Source organism: Dyadobacter ginsengisoli DSM 21015 (assembly GCF_059568735.1).
This window is the reverse complement of record NZ_JCANTY010000007.1, coordinates 67367-81373: the sequence shown is the minus strand read 5'-3', so window position 1 is coordinate 81373 and position 14007 is coordinate 67367. Positions and strand designations below refer to the sequence as shown.

Sequence of the window (14007 nt, the reverse complement as noted above, 5' to 3'; positions counted from 1 at the left end):
CCTTGACCAAATCCCGCGGACATAGCATTGTTGAGCAATGGTTCAAAGACAAAAATTGGAAATGGGCTGCTTTTCAGAAGGAAGCGGCCGCCTCTTATCTGGCGGGAAAAAGCGGGCTGGTGAACGCGCCTACGGGTAGCGGCAAAACTTATTCGCTCTGGCTGCCGATCCTGATCCGCCACATCAATTCACTTCCTAAAAAGCCGCTTAAAACCAAAAAGGGTTTGCAGGTCCTGTGGATAACACCGTTGCGGGCACTTTCAAAAGATCTCTTCCGGAATATGGAAATGGCGGCGCTCGAGATGAATCTGACATGGCGTGTAGGCATACGTACGGGCGACACGGGTACGCGAGAGCGCAACGAGCAGAAGAAGCAAATGCCCGATGCTCTCATTATCACGCCAGAAAGTTTGCATATGCTGTTTACCCAAAAAAACAGCTCCGAATTTTTTAAAAACCTGCATACCGTCGTAATCGATGAATGGCATGAGCTGATGGGCAGCAAACGCGGCACACAAACCGAGCTTGCACTCGCCAGGCTCCGCACCCTCAACCCAACTCTTCAGACCTGGGGCATCTCCGCAACGATAGGAAACCTGGATGAGGCCAGACGTGTGCTGCTGGGCATTCGCTTCCCCGAGGAGAACTCAGCGACCATCAAAGCAAATACCGATAAGCGTATCCTGGTAGAAAGTATCATCCCCGACCGTGTAGAGACTCTACCTTGGTCGGGTTATATGGGGATCCGGCTGGTGGATAAGGTGGTGGAGGTTGTAAATAAGAGCCGCACGACACTGCTTTTTACGAACACGCGATCGGGAACAGAGATCTGGTACCGGACCATTATTGAAAAGTACCCCGAATTTGCGGGCATTATGGCCTTGCATCATGCTTCTCTGGACCGCGAGATCCGCGACTGGGTGGAAGAAGCATTGCACGATGAGCGGCTGAAACTCGTGATCTGTACCGCCAGCCTCGATTTGGGCGTCGATTTCCGTCCGGTGGACACAGTGATCCAGGTAGGAAGTCCCAAAAGCATTGCGCGGTTTATCCAGCGGGCCGGGCGGAGCGGGCATCAGCCGGGCGTAGACAGTAAAATTTATTTTTGTCCTACCAATGCACTGGAACTGATCGAGGCGGTTTCATTGCGGGAAGGAGTGGTTAAAAATATGCTTGAAGATCGGCCACCCGTTGCGCATGCATTCGATGTGCTGGCTCAATGGATGATCACACTGGCAGTGGGCGAAGGTTTCGACGAGGCCCAACTTTTTGAAGAAGTGACAAGCGCCTATGGTTATCAATACCTCAATCGCAATGAATGGGAATGGCTGCTGGGCTACATTACCACAGGCAGCGCTTCACTGACGGTTTATGATGAATACAAAAAAGTGGAGCGGGTGAATGGCCGCTACGTGGTGGCAAGTCGCCGGATTGCACACCGGCACCTGCTGAGCATGGGAACGATAGTATCGGAAGTGTCGATGAAAGTGAAGCTGCAAAGCGGAAAATACCTGGGCTCGGTAGAGGAATCGTTTGTGACCTGGATGAAAGCGGGCGACGTATTTTTCTTTGCAGGCATGAGCGTCGAGTTCGTCCGCATCCATGAGCTCACTGTCACAGTGAAGAAAGCCGAGGGCAAAAAAGGTTACGTCGTGCGATGGGCCGGTGGACGCATGCCGTTGTCGTCGCAGCTGTCGGCATTCATACGGGAGCGTCTGGCGGATGCGATCGAGAACCCGTATAAGGAAGTGGAGCTTGCAAAAATGCAGCCGCTGCTGCATTTACAGGAAAAGCGATCAATCATTCCAAAAACCGATGAGTTGCTGATCGAACAATGCGAAACCCGGGAGGGACATCATATCTTTATATTTCCATTCGAAGGGCGGCTGGTGCACGAGGGGATGTCGATTATCCTCGCCTACCGGATCAGTCAGCTGCGGCCGATCACGTTTTCTGTGGCTATGAACGATTATGGGTTTGAGTTGTTAAGTGATCAGTATGTCGACCTGGCCGAAATGATGGCTCAGACGGATCTGTTCTCGACCAAACACCTGGTCGACGACATTTACCAGAGCGTGAATGCGACGGAAATGGCGAAGCGCAAATTCCGGGAGATCGCGGCGATTGCTGGGCTGATGTTTCAGGGGTATCCGGGCAAATATGTCAAAACCAGGCACTTACAGGCTTCTAGTTCGTTGTTGTTTACGGTCATGAGTAAGTATGAAGACAATAATCTGCTCGTGAAGCAGGCCTATCAGGAAGTACTCACCTATCAATTGGAAGAAGTCCGGATGCGGCAGGCACTGGAACGCATTGCAGGCCAGAAAATTATCGTTAAAACCACCGACAGACCCACACCATTCTCGTTTCCGATCATGGTGGACAGGCTACGGGAGCAACTGACATCGGAAAAGCTGGACGACAGGATCCAGAAAATGATCAAACAATACAGTAATGCAGATTGAGATTAGGGGAAATCATTTTTTACTATTGGCACAAAGGGCCATTTTTTGGGAGGAAACGCAAACATTACTGATAGGGGACCTGCATTTGGGCAAAGTGACGCATTTTAGGAAGGAAGGCATCGCTATCCCGAACAATGCGGTTGCCAATAATTTCCAGCGTCTGAACGAAATTGTTCAAAACACCGGCGCCATCCGCATTATCTTCCTCGGCGATCTTTTCCACAGCGAGTATAATTCCGAATGGGAGCTTTTTCGTCAATGGCGCGACGAGCACCAATACATCGAGATGATCATCGTCATCGGTAACCACGATATTCTGCCCGTAAGCCTGTTGCTCGAATGCGACCTGCAAGTGCATGCCGACGATTTCGAAGAAGGCGAATTCACATTCACTCACCACCCCAAAGTGGAGCCAGATCCGACCCGTTTCGTCTTTGCAGGCCACGTTCACCCTGTTTTTACATCCTACGGAAAAGGGCGCCAGAGCCTGCGCTTGCCATGTTTTGTGGTAGATAAAAGCCAGGCAATCCTGCCAAGCTTTGGCGTTTTCACAGGCGGTTATCAAATGGGGCTGGCCGATGACCGAAAGATTTACATTACTACTGAAACGCGGGTTTTTTCTGTTTGTTAATCTCAGTTAATCAGTTTTGCCTATTTTGATGCATGATACAAAGGATAGCAGCATCAAAAATTACGCAACTTGCCGGCGTATTCAAGTCTGTGGCAATAACAGAGCCCCGGCAGTCCGGGAAAACAATGCTTGTTAAGGCGCTTTTTCCGGACAAAAGCTATCTGTCCCTTGAAAATCCCGATGTCCGGCGTTTTGCATTGGAAGATCCGCGTGGTTTTTTGAGCAGGTATCAATCCGGGCTATTTTTGATGAAGTACCAAGGGCACCCGAGCTATTTTCTTATCTGCAGGAAGTTCTGGATGAATCGCCCGAACCCGGCCGGTTTATATTAACCGGATCGAATAACTTTTTGTTACAACAAAATATCTCGCAGACGCTTGCAGGACGTGTTGCTATCCTGAATTTGCTGCCTTTCAGCACCGAAGAGCTGTATGCTGAGGCCGCTAATGTGCCCGAGGAAAATCAGATTATTCTAAAAGGGCTTTATCCTCCCATTTACGAACCGGGAATACCGCCGGAAGACTGGTTTCCGAATTACTTACGGACCTACATTGACAGGGACGTCAGGCAGATCAAAAACATTACGGATCTGATCGTATTCGAACGGTTTATCCGACTGCTGGCCGGGCGTACAGGCCAAGAACTGAACCTGACTTCGCTTGCTGTCGACACCGGTGTGGATACAAAAACAGTACAATCCTGGATCGGTATTCTGGAAAGCAGTTTTATCATTTATTTGCTTCGCCCGCATTACAAGAACTACAACAAAATCCTCGTTAAGCGGCCGAAAATCTATTTTTACGACACAGGGCTTGTATGCTCCCTGCTGGGCATTACAAGGACGGAGCAACTGCAACTGCATCCCCTGCGCGGTTCAATCTTTGAATGTATGGTCGTAATGGAACTTGTGAAACAACGGACGAATGCGGGCAGGCCAGTGAATCTCTATTATTGGCGAGACAAAACCGGACATGAAGTGGATGTCATTGTTGACAATGGAATTTCCCTGATTCCAATTGAAATCAAGGTAGGCAAGACCCTTAATAATGAGTTTTTTGGTAACATTTTATACTGGAAGAAACTAAGCAGTGCCCCAAAAGGTTACATCGTTTACGCCGGGAACCGGACCGAGGACCGGTCTAACGGGATTAGCGTCGTGAACTGGTTTGAGTTGTTACGGAGAGAAGTTTGATTTACCCAAGACTAAGAGGAAGCTCCGGATGGAGCCTCCTGGTCAATGTACACGATCATACTATCGCATTTAGATTTGTCGGTATCCTTCACCTAGTTTAGCAATCAAACCCAGCCACCCGAAGCTGATTCGCCATATGAATCCGCATTTCCGGACTTACATTTTTTCAAGATTCTTATTGAACAGGAAGTTTTCGACCATTATATAAAGGGATTCGATCATCTCACCGGTGCTGTCGGCTTGAAAGAAGGATTTCACGATATCAAATTGGCCAGCCAGCGTTTGCTCGCTGGAAGTAATATCGGTGATAGTACTTAGGTGTGGTTATAATTCACTGTTAAAATATACTATTTGTCGGATTCTTGATCAGTCCGGGTGAAATAAAAAGCCTTAGTCGTAGATAATTGCTGGTTATACCTGTTCACTGATATCGATTGAATGCGTGAACATCCATCTAATCTCAACAACGGGAGTTCGTTATTATCAATGTGTTGTACATCAGGTAGTAAGTTTATTTGTGCAGCGCCATTAGACTTTCCCGCTGGCTTGGTTTTAATAGTCTGTACACCACCAACCGGACACAAATGCCATGGCTGAAATCATCGATATCAAGGTTAATGGAAAACGGCATCGGGTTCAGGCAGATCCGGAAATGCCGTTGCTCTACCTGCTCAGAAATAGCCTCCAACTTAACGGACCCAAATACGGCTGTGGCATCGAGCGGTGCGGGAGCTGTATGGTGTTACTGGATGGAAAAGCGATGCCCTCGTGCGTGATCCCGGGTGCTGCGGCCGCGGTCTACGAGGTGACGACGTTAGACGGTTTATCCCAGGCTGATAAACCGGATATCGTGCAAGAGGCATTCATCGAGGAGCAGGCTGCACAATGCGGTTATTGCATGAATGGCATGATCATGTCGGCAAAGGCACTTTTGACGGAGAATCCTAAACCTTCTGATGCTGAAATACGCGCAGCGCTCAATCGGGTACTGTGCCGGTGTGGGACGCATACAAGTATCATCCGTGCGGTCAAAAAAGCGGCTGTTAAAATGAGTGAAGCCAAATGAAAAGAACGAACTACTTCATGACCAATCGCCGGGATTTCATCAAACATTCCGGAAGTCTGGTAATCGGGTTTCAAATGCTTCCAATGCTGGAACCCGTTTTGGCTGATGGTCCTTCAAATCCGCATTCTGTTGCCGGTAACGGCCGGACAATCGATTCCTGGCTGCAATTTGACTCGGAGGGAATGCTTACAGTCATTACCGGCAAGATGGAACTGGGGCAAGGCATCCGTACGGCATTGATGCAGATGGCTGCGGAAGAGCTGGATGTGCCGATGGATAAGGTTCGCATTATCATCGCCGACACGGCGCAGACTCAGGATGAGCGCTACACGGCAGGCAGCGGGTCGATCGAGGGGAGCGGAGATGCGATCAGGCAGGCGGCTGCGGAAGCGCGGCGGTATCTCCTGAAGCTGGCCGGGGATAAGCTTGGCACAGACACGACCAAGCTTACGGTGGTGAACGGATTGGTCATCGCCGGGGCGAAATCCATTTCCTACCATAAACTTGTTGCCGGTAAGCAACTCGAAGCAGAGGTTTCAGGCAATGCCCCATTGAAAAAGCCTTCAGAATATAAACTGATTGGTAAAGCAATACCCCGAGCCGATATCTCACAAATGGCGGTTGCCAAACCTTACTATGTGCAGGATTTGCGATTCCCGGGTATGGTGCATGCGCGGGTGTTACGCCCGCCTGTGTACAACGCGAAGCTCATTTCTATCCCGAAAGAGGCGGTTTTAAAGCTGCCTGGCGTTAGTCGGGTTGTGGTAAACGGAAGCTTTGTAGCAGTGGTAGCGCATGATGAGTTTCAATGTATTAAGGCACTGGGGGTGTTGCGGGAGAAAACACAATGGGACATTCCGGAATTGTCGCCGCTGCCTGCCGTGCTTTACGATGATATTTTGAAAACGAGCAGCGGTAGCGAAACGGTGGAAGAGAAAGCAGATGTGGAAAAGGGTCTTGCGGCCGCGTCTTTTACAATGGAGGCTGTTTACAAAAGACCGTATCAAATGCATGGTTCGATCGGCCCTTCCTGCGCGATTGCCGAGTGGAAAGACGGCCAGCTCACCATATGGTCGCATAGCCAGGGCGTGTACCCGCTGCGAAAGACGATCTCCAACCTTTTGGGGCTGGAAGAAAACAAGATCCGGATCATTGGCACCCCTGGTTCGGGTTGCTATGGCCATAATGGGGCTGACGATGTGGCCGGTGATGCCGCGCTGATCGCCATGCAAACGCTAGGTAAGCCGGTGCGCGTACAATGGATGCGGGAGGACGAGCACCAATGGGAACCCTATGGTTCGGCGATGATCCTGCGTCTGAAGGGTGGGGTCGATAAAAGCGCGCGGATCAGTGCGTGGAAAACGGAAATCTGGTCGGATACGCATAGCACGCGGCCGGGCGGTAATGCAGGGCACCTCATTGCGGCGCGCGACCTGGAAAAGCCATTCAGTTTTAAAACTGGCGGGTTTTCGGGCGGTAGTCACCGCAACTCAGTGCCATTGTATGATTTTGAATCGAAGAAGATCATCCTGCATGATTTTAAAGGCCCGTTACGGACTTCAGCTTTGCGGAGTCTGGGAGCGTATGCTAACATTTTTGCATTGGAATCTTTTATGGACGAGCTCGCATTCAGGGCTGGGAAAGATCCGGTGGCATTCAGGCTGGCCCATTTGAAAGATCCTCGCGCCCGGGCGGTGATCGAACTATTGGTGGAAAAGGGGGGATGGAGAAATCGGAAAAAGAAGCATGTGGGAGAAGGTTTTGCATTTGCTCAGTATAAAAACAATGCAGCTTACTGTGCTGTAAAGGCGGAAATTATTATTAATCCAGCCAGGAGAAGTTATCGTGTCGCCAGGCTGAGCAGTGCGATAGATGCCGGGCAGACAATCAACAGTGCCGGGGTTATTAACCAGACATCCGGGGGAATGATACAGGCGGCGAGCTGGACGATGTTGGAGGAGGTTCTCTATGATCAGAATGGCATTGTCAGTACATCCTGGGATAATTACCCGATCCTGCGCTTTGAAGACGTGCCGGACACCGAAGTGTTTTTGATCGACCGGCCGGAACGGGAACCTATGGGCGCCGGAGAAGCGGCCCAGGGACCTACGGGCGCTGCGATCGCGAATGCTATTTTTCATGCGACCGGAAGCCGTCTGCGGGAAATTCCTTTGTCGGCAAACAAGATCGACTGGAAGAAAATCAGTTAACGGTAATGGGGTTTGCGGCATTACCAACGGCCAGGTGTTGGCCGATGACCCGGATGAGCTCTTCGGCTTTGAATGGTTTTGTTACAAATCCGCTGAAATGGCAAGCGGCGATTTCCGGGGTTTTTTCAGCAAATGTATCGGCGGTCAACGCGATCACGGGCACGTGACGATGCCTGGGGAGTGAGCTCTGTATCTTCTTCATGGCGGTGACGCCATCCATTACCGGCATTTGAATGTCCATGAGAATGAGGTCGAAATCTTCGACTTCCAGGGCTTGCAGTACTTCCTTCCCATTGTTGCAGATCACAAAATGGGCTTCCCATTTTTTGAGCAGGTGTTTGAGCAGGATCTGATTGGCCAGAATGTCCTCAGCAGCCAGGATACGGTAGCCTTTGAGCGAAAGGCTGGCCGGCGCATTGGACTTTTCTTCCTCATAAGATGTGCTCCCCTTGCCGAAATTCAGGATGACACTGAATGTCGTTCCTTCACCTAGCTTGCTTTTGGCTGATATCGAGCCATTCATCAGTTCGGTAATCTTTCGGGTAATGCTCAGGCCTAAACCTGTTCCGCCGAAATTGCGCGTCGCATTATTATTATGGGCTTGTGAAAAGCTGTCAAATATGATGTTCAGCTTGTCCTCTGAAATGCCGATACCGGAGTCGGCCACGTCGATCCGGAGATCGAACCTATCCTCGCGTTCCTGTTCCAGATGTACCGAAACCTTTACGAATCCCCCCTCCTCCGTGAATTTAAGGGCATTGCCAATCAGATTTACCATGATCTGGTTGAGCCGGTGGGCATCGCCCATAACGATTTGGGGAACGTCGCTTGCGCATTCAAAAGTAAAATCGAGCGACTTTTCGCGGGCTCTGATCTCGAAGGTCTTCATCAGATAGCCCAGTTTTTCACGCAGGTCGAACTCGAAATTTTCCAGCCCGAATTTTCCGGCTTCGATCTTGGAGAAGTCCAGGATGTCGTTCAGAATCACGAGCAGGTTGTCGGCAGAGTATTTAATGGTATTGAGATACTGTTGTTCCTGGCCTGTAAATCCGCTCGAGAGGAGCAGATCGGTAAACCCGATAATCGCATTCATAGGTGTCCGGATCTCGTGGCTCATCGTCGAGAGAAAATCGGATTTGATCCGGGTGGCTTCTTCGGCGTCTTTTTTGGCCTGGATCAGTTCCCTTTCCACGATTTTTCGACTTGTAATGTCGATGGCCGTACCCAGTACTTCCTGCACGCGCCCCTTCTCATTTCGTTTGAAAGGCACTTCACGCGTGATAATCCAGATTTCGGAGCCGTCTTTGTGTTTCAACCTGAATTCCTTTTCGATCACCTCCGTATCCTCCACATGATTGCGCATATGGTGGTAATGCCGCCGAAAGGACAGCTGATCCTGGTCATTGATGATGCGGGCCAACCCGTTTTTCGTGCCGGTGATCGTTTCATCTTCCGAATAGCCCAGGATTTTCCATATCTGCCGGTTGTGGAAGATATTCGTCCACTTCTCGATGTCTATTACGTAAATGATATTGGGAGAAAGCAGTGCGATCTTGTTGATGAACTCTTCCTTCTCCGCAAGCTCATGCTTGGCCTCGTCCCGGCCTTTTTCCATTTCGAGCATTTGGCTCATAGTGTGGAAAGCCTTCGTGAGCTTTTCAGAGTTGATCTCCGATTTCGGGAAGTAGTCCAGGGCACCTGCCTTCATCATTTCCACAGCGATACGTTCATCGCCGTGGGAGGTGAGCACGATAACAGGCAGGTGGGGTGCTGTTTCCTTGACTTTTTTTAACAATTCGAGACCGTTGGTTTTAGGCAGCTGGTAATCCAGGAATATGCAACCTGGCGTCCAGGAGTCCAGCATTTGCAATGCCTCCTCTGCATATTTGCATATACGGATTTCCCCTATGTCTGCCTGCGCTCTGCCGATTGCACGGCTCAGCTTCATAGCGTCGATTTCATCGTCTTCAACAAGCAGGATGGATAAAGGGGGCATAGACAAGTCAGGATATAGTGGTGAATGATGTCATTGCGGGTATTCACAAAGGGTCCAGTAGCTGTTGAGGGTTGATACGGCTGCTATGAACCGGTCCATAGATAATGGTTTAAGGATATAGCCGGCTACATTGAGATTGAAAGCATCGATTTTATCGCTGTCTTCATTCGATGTGGTCATAACAAACACGGAGAGCGAACTGAGCTCAGGATCCTGGCGAATCTCTTTCAAAAACTCGATACCCCCCATTTTAGGCATATTCAGGTCCAGCAGCACTATTTTAGGCCTTGGATATTCCAGTTCGGAGGAGCGGAGCAAGGCCAACGCGTCGATGCCGTTAGATGCGACAACGAGCTGATTTGAAATATTGTTTTTCTTGAATGCCCGTTTGACATTCATCACATCTACTTCATCATCTTCTACCAGGAGTATGGTCATCGGGATAGGGTTGGAGAGGGACATTGTGGTAATTGATATCGAATATTAGTAAACTGGGTTAGTGGGCATGCTAGATGTCTTTGGCTTCATTTTTCGGCCAGTTAAAAAAGAAGGTTGTGCCCTCTCCCAATGCCGATTCAATGCGGATGGTACTATGTTTTTCATCAAGGATTTTCTTTACGATCGCCAGCCCGACCCCAGTGCTCTCCAATTCGTCTCTGGCCTGGAGTGTCTGGAAAATGACAAAAATGCGTTCATGGAACTCCGGACTGATGCCCGGGCCGTTATCACCGACCGAAAACTCAAATTGAGAACCCATATCTTTCCAGCCGACAGTGATTTCAATTTCAGCTTTATCATTGTATTTGATCCCGTTGGAAATCAGGTTTTGGAGGATTTGGGTCAATGCGATTTTCTCGGCCACTATTTCTACGCCCGCATCTCCCTGCACTTTAAATATGAGTGGTTTTTTGGTGCTGAATGATTCACATATTTCATCGGTAAGGCTTTTGATCAGAAACCGCTCTTTCACTGTTTTGATCCTGCCCGCCCGGGAATAGGAGAGAATACCGTTGATCAGGTTCTCCATGCGATGCACGCGCCCCCGCAGGAGCCTGAACTGATCTTTGGTTTCACCTTCCAGCATATCGCTGATATCTTCCTCAATCCATTCCGAAAGGTTATTGATGGCCCGAAGCGGTGCTTTCAGGTCGTGGCTGACGACATATGCAAACTGGTCAAGCTCTGCATTGATACGTTCCAGATCACGCGTGTAGGCTTTCAACTTGGTTTCGGCCGTAACACGTGCGGTAACGTCCGACAGCGTTCCGGTGAATCCGATATGCTGTCCGTTGGCATAATAGGGGCTTAGCGAGATACCCAGCCATTTTTCTGAACCGTCGGCGGTAATCAGTTTTACGGTTTCTTCCATCCCCTGGATGTCCGACGACAGCAACTCCGCCAGCTCCTCGCGGGACTCTGGGGTTGCGAAGAAACCTGTAAAGCTTTGCCCAAGACTGGCAGCTACCGGGTAACCGGTAATGCTTTCCCAGGCCTGATTAAGGTAAGTAAAATAGCCCTCACGGTCCAGCTGCACCAGTACTTCCGAAATACTTCCTACTACTTCTTCCAGTTTTTTGCTGGTAACTGCAGCCTCTTCCGTCTTTTCCTGCGCAATGCGGCTCAGTTCACGGTTAGCCTTGAAAAGCTCTCCGGAACTCTGTTCCAGTATAAGCTCCATGCGTGTCAGGTCGTCCTGGAACTCTGTATAGGCTTGGTTTACAGATAGCAGAAAGTCTTGTATGTCGGGATGCTCGGCGAGGTCAGGCGGTAATGATTTCCTGATCTGTCGTTTTAAAAGTCGGTGATAGTTCGTTTCGGTTAGTTCAAGGGTTTGCATAGGTGCTATTCACTGAATGTGGTAATGGTCATCGTCTGGTTATGAAGCTCGCAATGAGAATCCTTGTTGAATGGTGCCAGCTCACCGTAAGAGTAGAAGCCCGTCATAACAGGCCCGTCCAATACTTCCGATACACATTCCACTTCTTCTTCCACCATTTGTTTCAGAACCAGTTTTCGCCCGACACAGCTTACCAAGATGGCAAACTCCGGGTTGTTTTTCAATGCCTTTGACGCTTCTTGAGCCGCTTCTTCCGCACCGGTGATTAAACGGTCGTTATTCGCTTTCATAAGTCTCACAAATGATCCTTCGGGAATGTCCCCCGCGAACGTCAGGCTCTTTTCTGCTTCGTTAATTCCCAGGATAGTCCTTACCACAGGGGCGCGGTCCTCATTGTCACGCATGCTGAGCGGGAACAACAGGCCGGATGCAGGGAGGTCTTTGGCCTTGTCGCCAAGAAACGATTTGTAAAGATCCAATGCGGGTTCGCCATCGATTTCATACAATACATTGTCTTTCGAGCGCGTAACCAGGCGGTCGAGCCCGAAGCTGTCCCAACCTCCGCGCGAACCAAAGCCTACCGACAGTTTGTCTCCATAAAAGCCGATGGCTGCCACGCTTTCCGTACTGACCTTGCCATCGGGTTCGATGATGACTGTCTGGGAGAAAAGAGAACCGTCACCAGCCAGGCCGCCGGTAATGGTCACGTCTGCGGATAGTCCTTCGGTCATCCCTTTAACGAGGTCTGTCCCATTTACTTTCAGGCCATCCGAGACAACGAATACATGTTTGAGCCCCTCGGGCGGAAGCATGGAAACGAGCTGCATGCCCGCCGCAGAGCTGTCAAATGCGATACTGTCGAGACTGATCCTCGAACTTTTGATTAAAACATCGTCAAACGAGATACCGGTTACGACCACCGTATGATCACGGACCGATTCATTGGCGATCTCCCCGGCCGTAGAGCAGCCGGAAAACACAGCCGCAGGGTATTTTGCTGCCAATTCTTCCGTCACCTCCCCGCTTTCTACCAGTTCTCGGTCTCCAAAAACGAAGATTAACTGCGGCGTAAAAGAAAATGGGAATGTGGACGAGCTATCCGTGTAGACGAATTGTTCGATTTGCATATGGATCGGATCGTTGCAGCTTTTTTTAATTCGATGTACAATTTACAGAAAACTTTTCATGAACGAATTAATTTTACGCCTAACGCTGTGTGTTTCCGATAAATACGATTTTGCTACGAAATAGATGGAAATGAAATACCCTTGATTTTTCTGAATAGTTCTACGGCATAAAGGTCCGTCATCCCGGATACAAAATCCAGCACGGTCTGGATTTTGGAGTAGGAGTCCGCCCGGGTAGTGATAAACTGTTTGGGGATCAGGTCGACCAGTTTCCGGGTGTAATGCGAGTTATTGTTGAGATAAGCAGGTATAAATTCTTCCAGAAGTCCGCCCATTACCTTGTAGCCGGCGACTTCTATCTGTACGACCGAAGCATAGTTATAGATTTTCCGCACCGAGATCCGTGCGATCTCTTTCATGGCCGCCCGGTAGGGTTCTTCGATCCCGTCTATCAAACTGTGATTGAGGTCTCCCTTCAAAATGGTTTCCCGCTCGTTGTAGAACAGTTCGGAGCACGTCCCGATGAGCGTGCTGATGGATTTGGCCCTCAAAAGACTGATTTTAGCATCATCATCGTCGATCTCCGTAAGCCTGGCCGACATTTTAGGGTCATTGCAGAGTTGGAGCAGCAACGTTTCCACTTCGCTGTAAGACAAAATTTTCAGGCGGTGAGCATCTTCCAGATCGATGATATTGTAACAGATATCGTCGGCCGCTTCTACCAGATACACGAGCGGATGGCGTTTGTAGACCAGCGGAGATTTGGATACCGTGCTCATTTCCAGCTCCGAAGCAATCTTTTGGAAGCCATTCTGTTCGGACTGGAAGAAACCGTATTTCTTGGTATATATATTGGACTTATCGTGTCCTGCCTTCGACTCACAGGGGTATTTGGCGATAGCCGCCAGTGTGGAATAAGTTAATGCAAAGCTCCCGTAACCCTTACCCGCATACGGATGCGTGAGTATGCGAAAGGCATTGGCATTACCTTCGAAATTTTTGAGGTCCGCCCATTGCGCCTCGTTCACCTGATTTCTGTATTGCAAGCCATCGCCGTCCGTAAAATAATGCGAAATGGCCGCTTCTCCCGAATGCCCAAAGGCCGGGTTACCCAGATCGTGAGCCAGGCAGGCGGCCGACACAATGTTGCCGACCTCGCTGATAAGCGGCAAATGATCATCGATGCGCGGATCGTCGTTTCTAAGTTTGTTGTAAAAAATGCGCCCCAGGGATTTACCTACACTCGCTACTTCCAGGCTGTGGGTGAGCCGGTTGTGTACAAAAACACTGCCAGGGAGGGGGAAGACCTGTGTTTTGTTCTGAAGTCGCCGGAAAGGTGATGAAAAGATCAAACGGTCGTAATCACGTTGAAACTCAGACCGTGCTTCGGCCGGATCGGCATTGTACTTGTCTTCGCTTCCCCAGCGCTTGGCGGAAAGCAATTTTTCCCACTGCATCATATCGATATTAAATAAAGGGCAAA

The 14007-nt window shown here is 49.7% G+C and carries 10 protein-coding genes; 5 read left to right on the top strand and 5 right to left on the bottom strand.

Annotation, left to right across the window (positions count from 1 at the left end; translation table 11 throughout):
* Window positions 1–2 precede the first annotated feature (2 nt).
* The 5 genes from BP71_RS25160 (at window position 3) to BP71_RS25140 (ending at window position 7564) form a co-directional block, all read left to right on the top strand.
* Window positions 3–2465: a ligase-associated DNA damage response DEXH box helicase gene (locus BP71_RS25160; RefSeq protein ID WP_496384341.1), complete on the top strand. Its 2463-nt coding sequence runs from the start codon at window positions 3–5 to the stop codon at window positions 2463–2465.
* Complete coding sequence (gene pdeM, locus BP71_RS25155) at window positions 2455–3096, top strand: ligase-associated DNA damage response endonuclease PdeM (protein ID WP_496384340.1); 642 nt, start codon at window positions 2455–2457, stop codon at window positions 3094–3096. The genes BP71_RS25160 and pdeM overlap by 11 nt, the downstream gene beginning before the upstream one ends.
* A gap of 196 nt (window positions 3097–3292) precedes the next feature.
* Window positions 3293–4288 (top strand): ATP-binding protein, encoded by a 996-nt coding sequence (locus BP71_RS25150; RefSeq protein WP_496384801.1) that lies wholly within the window; start codon window positions 3293–3295, stop codon window positions 4286–4288.
* A gap of 589 nt (window positions 4289–4877) precedes the next feature.
* Window positions 4878–5354 (top strand): (2Fe-2S)-binding protein, encoded by a 477-nt coding sequence (locus BP71_RS25145; RefSeq protein WP_496384339.1) that lies wholly within the window; start codon window positions 4878–4880, stop codon window positions 5352–5354.
* Window positions 5351–7564 carry a xanthine dehydrogenase family protein molybdopterin-binding subunit gene (locus BP71_RS25140; protein WP_496384338.1) on the top strand — a complete coding sequence of 738 codons (2214 nt, stop codon included), beginning with the start codon at window positions 5351–5353 and terminating at the stop codon, window positions 7562–7564. The genes BP71_RS25145 and BP71_RS25140 overlap by 4 nt, the downstream gene beginning before the upstream one ends.
* Here the strand turns inward: BP71_RS25140 and BP71_RS25135 are convergent.
* The 5 genes from BP71_RS25135 to BP71_RS25115 all read right to left on the bottom strand — a co-directional run bounded on the left by BP71_RS25135 (window position 7557) and on the right by BP71_RS25115 (window position 13984).
* The gene (locus BP71_RS25135; RefSeq protein WP_496384337.1) at window positions 7557–9560 is read right to left on the bottom strand and encodes a PAS domain-containing hybrid sensor histidine kinase/response regulator; all 2004 of its coding nucleotides are present in this window, start codon (window positions 9558–9560) and stop codon (window positions 7557–7559) included. The two genes, BP71_RS25140 and BP71_RS25135, sit on opposite strands and share 8 nt — an antisense overlap.
* A gap of 30 nt (window positions 9561–9590) precedes the next feature.
* Entirely contained in the window at window positions 9591–9998 is a 408-nt protein-coding gene (locus BP71_RS25130) for a response regulator (RefSeq protein ID WP_496384336.1), read from the bottom strand.
* Window positions 9999–10068: 70 nt separating this feature from the next.
* On the bottom strand, window positions 10069–11397 hold the full coding sequence (locus tag BP71_RS25125) for a sensor histidine kinase (protein WP_496384335.1): 1329 nt from the start codon (window positions 11395–11397) through the stop codon (window positions 10069–10071).
* 5 nt (window positions 11398–11402) lie between these two features.
* On the bottom strand, window positions 11403–12524 hold the full coding sequence (locus BP71_RS25120) for an FIST signal transduction protein (RefSeq protein ID WP_496384334.1): 1122 nt from the start codon (window positions 12522–12524) through the stop codon (window positions 11403–11405).
* Between the two features lie 113 nt (window positions 12525–12637).
* Window positions 12638–13984 (bottom strand): deoxyguanosinetriphosphate triphosphohydrolase, encoded by a 1347-nt coding sequence (locus tag BP71_RS25115; RefSeq protein WP_496384333.1) that lies wholly within the window; start codon window positions 13982–13984, stop codon window positions 12638–12640.
* Between the last annotated feature and the right edge of the window lie 23 nt (window positions 13985–14007).

What these genes read in the sequence shown, in the direction of transcription:
- BP71_RS25125 (WP_496384335.1), bottom strand. Translation starts at nt 11,397, where the DNA reads ATGCAAACCCTTGAACTAACCGAAACGAACTATCACCGACTTTTAAAA.
- BP71_RS25130 (WP_496384336.1), bottom strand. Translation starts at nt 9,998, where the DNA reads ATGACCATACTCCTGGTAGAAGATGATGAAGTAGATGTGATGAATGTC.
- BP71_RS25135 (WP_496384337.1), bottom strand. Translation starts at nt 9,560, where the DNA reads ATGCCCCCTTTATCCATCCTGCTTGTTGAAGACGATGAAATCGACGCT.
- BP71_RS25120 (WP_496384334.1), bottom strand. Translation starts at nt 12,524, where the DNA reads ATGCAAATCGAACAATTCGTCTACACGGATAGCTCGTCCACATTCCCA.
- BP71_RS25145 (WP_496384339.1), top strand. Translation starts at nt 4,878, where the DNA reads ATGGCTGAAATCATCGATATCAAGGTTAATGGAAAACGGCATCGGGTT.
- pdeM (WP_496384340.1), top strand. Translation starts at nt 2,455, where the DNA reads ATGCAGATTGAGATTAGGGGAAATCATTTTTTACTATTGGCACAAAGG.
- BP71_RS25140 (WP_496384338.1), top strand. Translation starts at nt 5,351, where the DNA reads ATGAAAAGAACGAACTACTTCATGACCAATCGCCGGGATTTCATCAAA.
- BP71_RS25115 (WP_496384333.1), bottom strand. Translation starts at nt 13,984, where the DNA reads ATGATGCAGTGGGAAAAATTGCTTTCCGCCAAGCGCTGGGGAAGCGAA.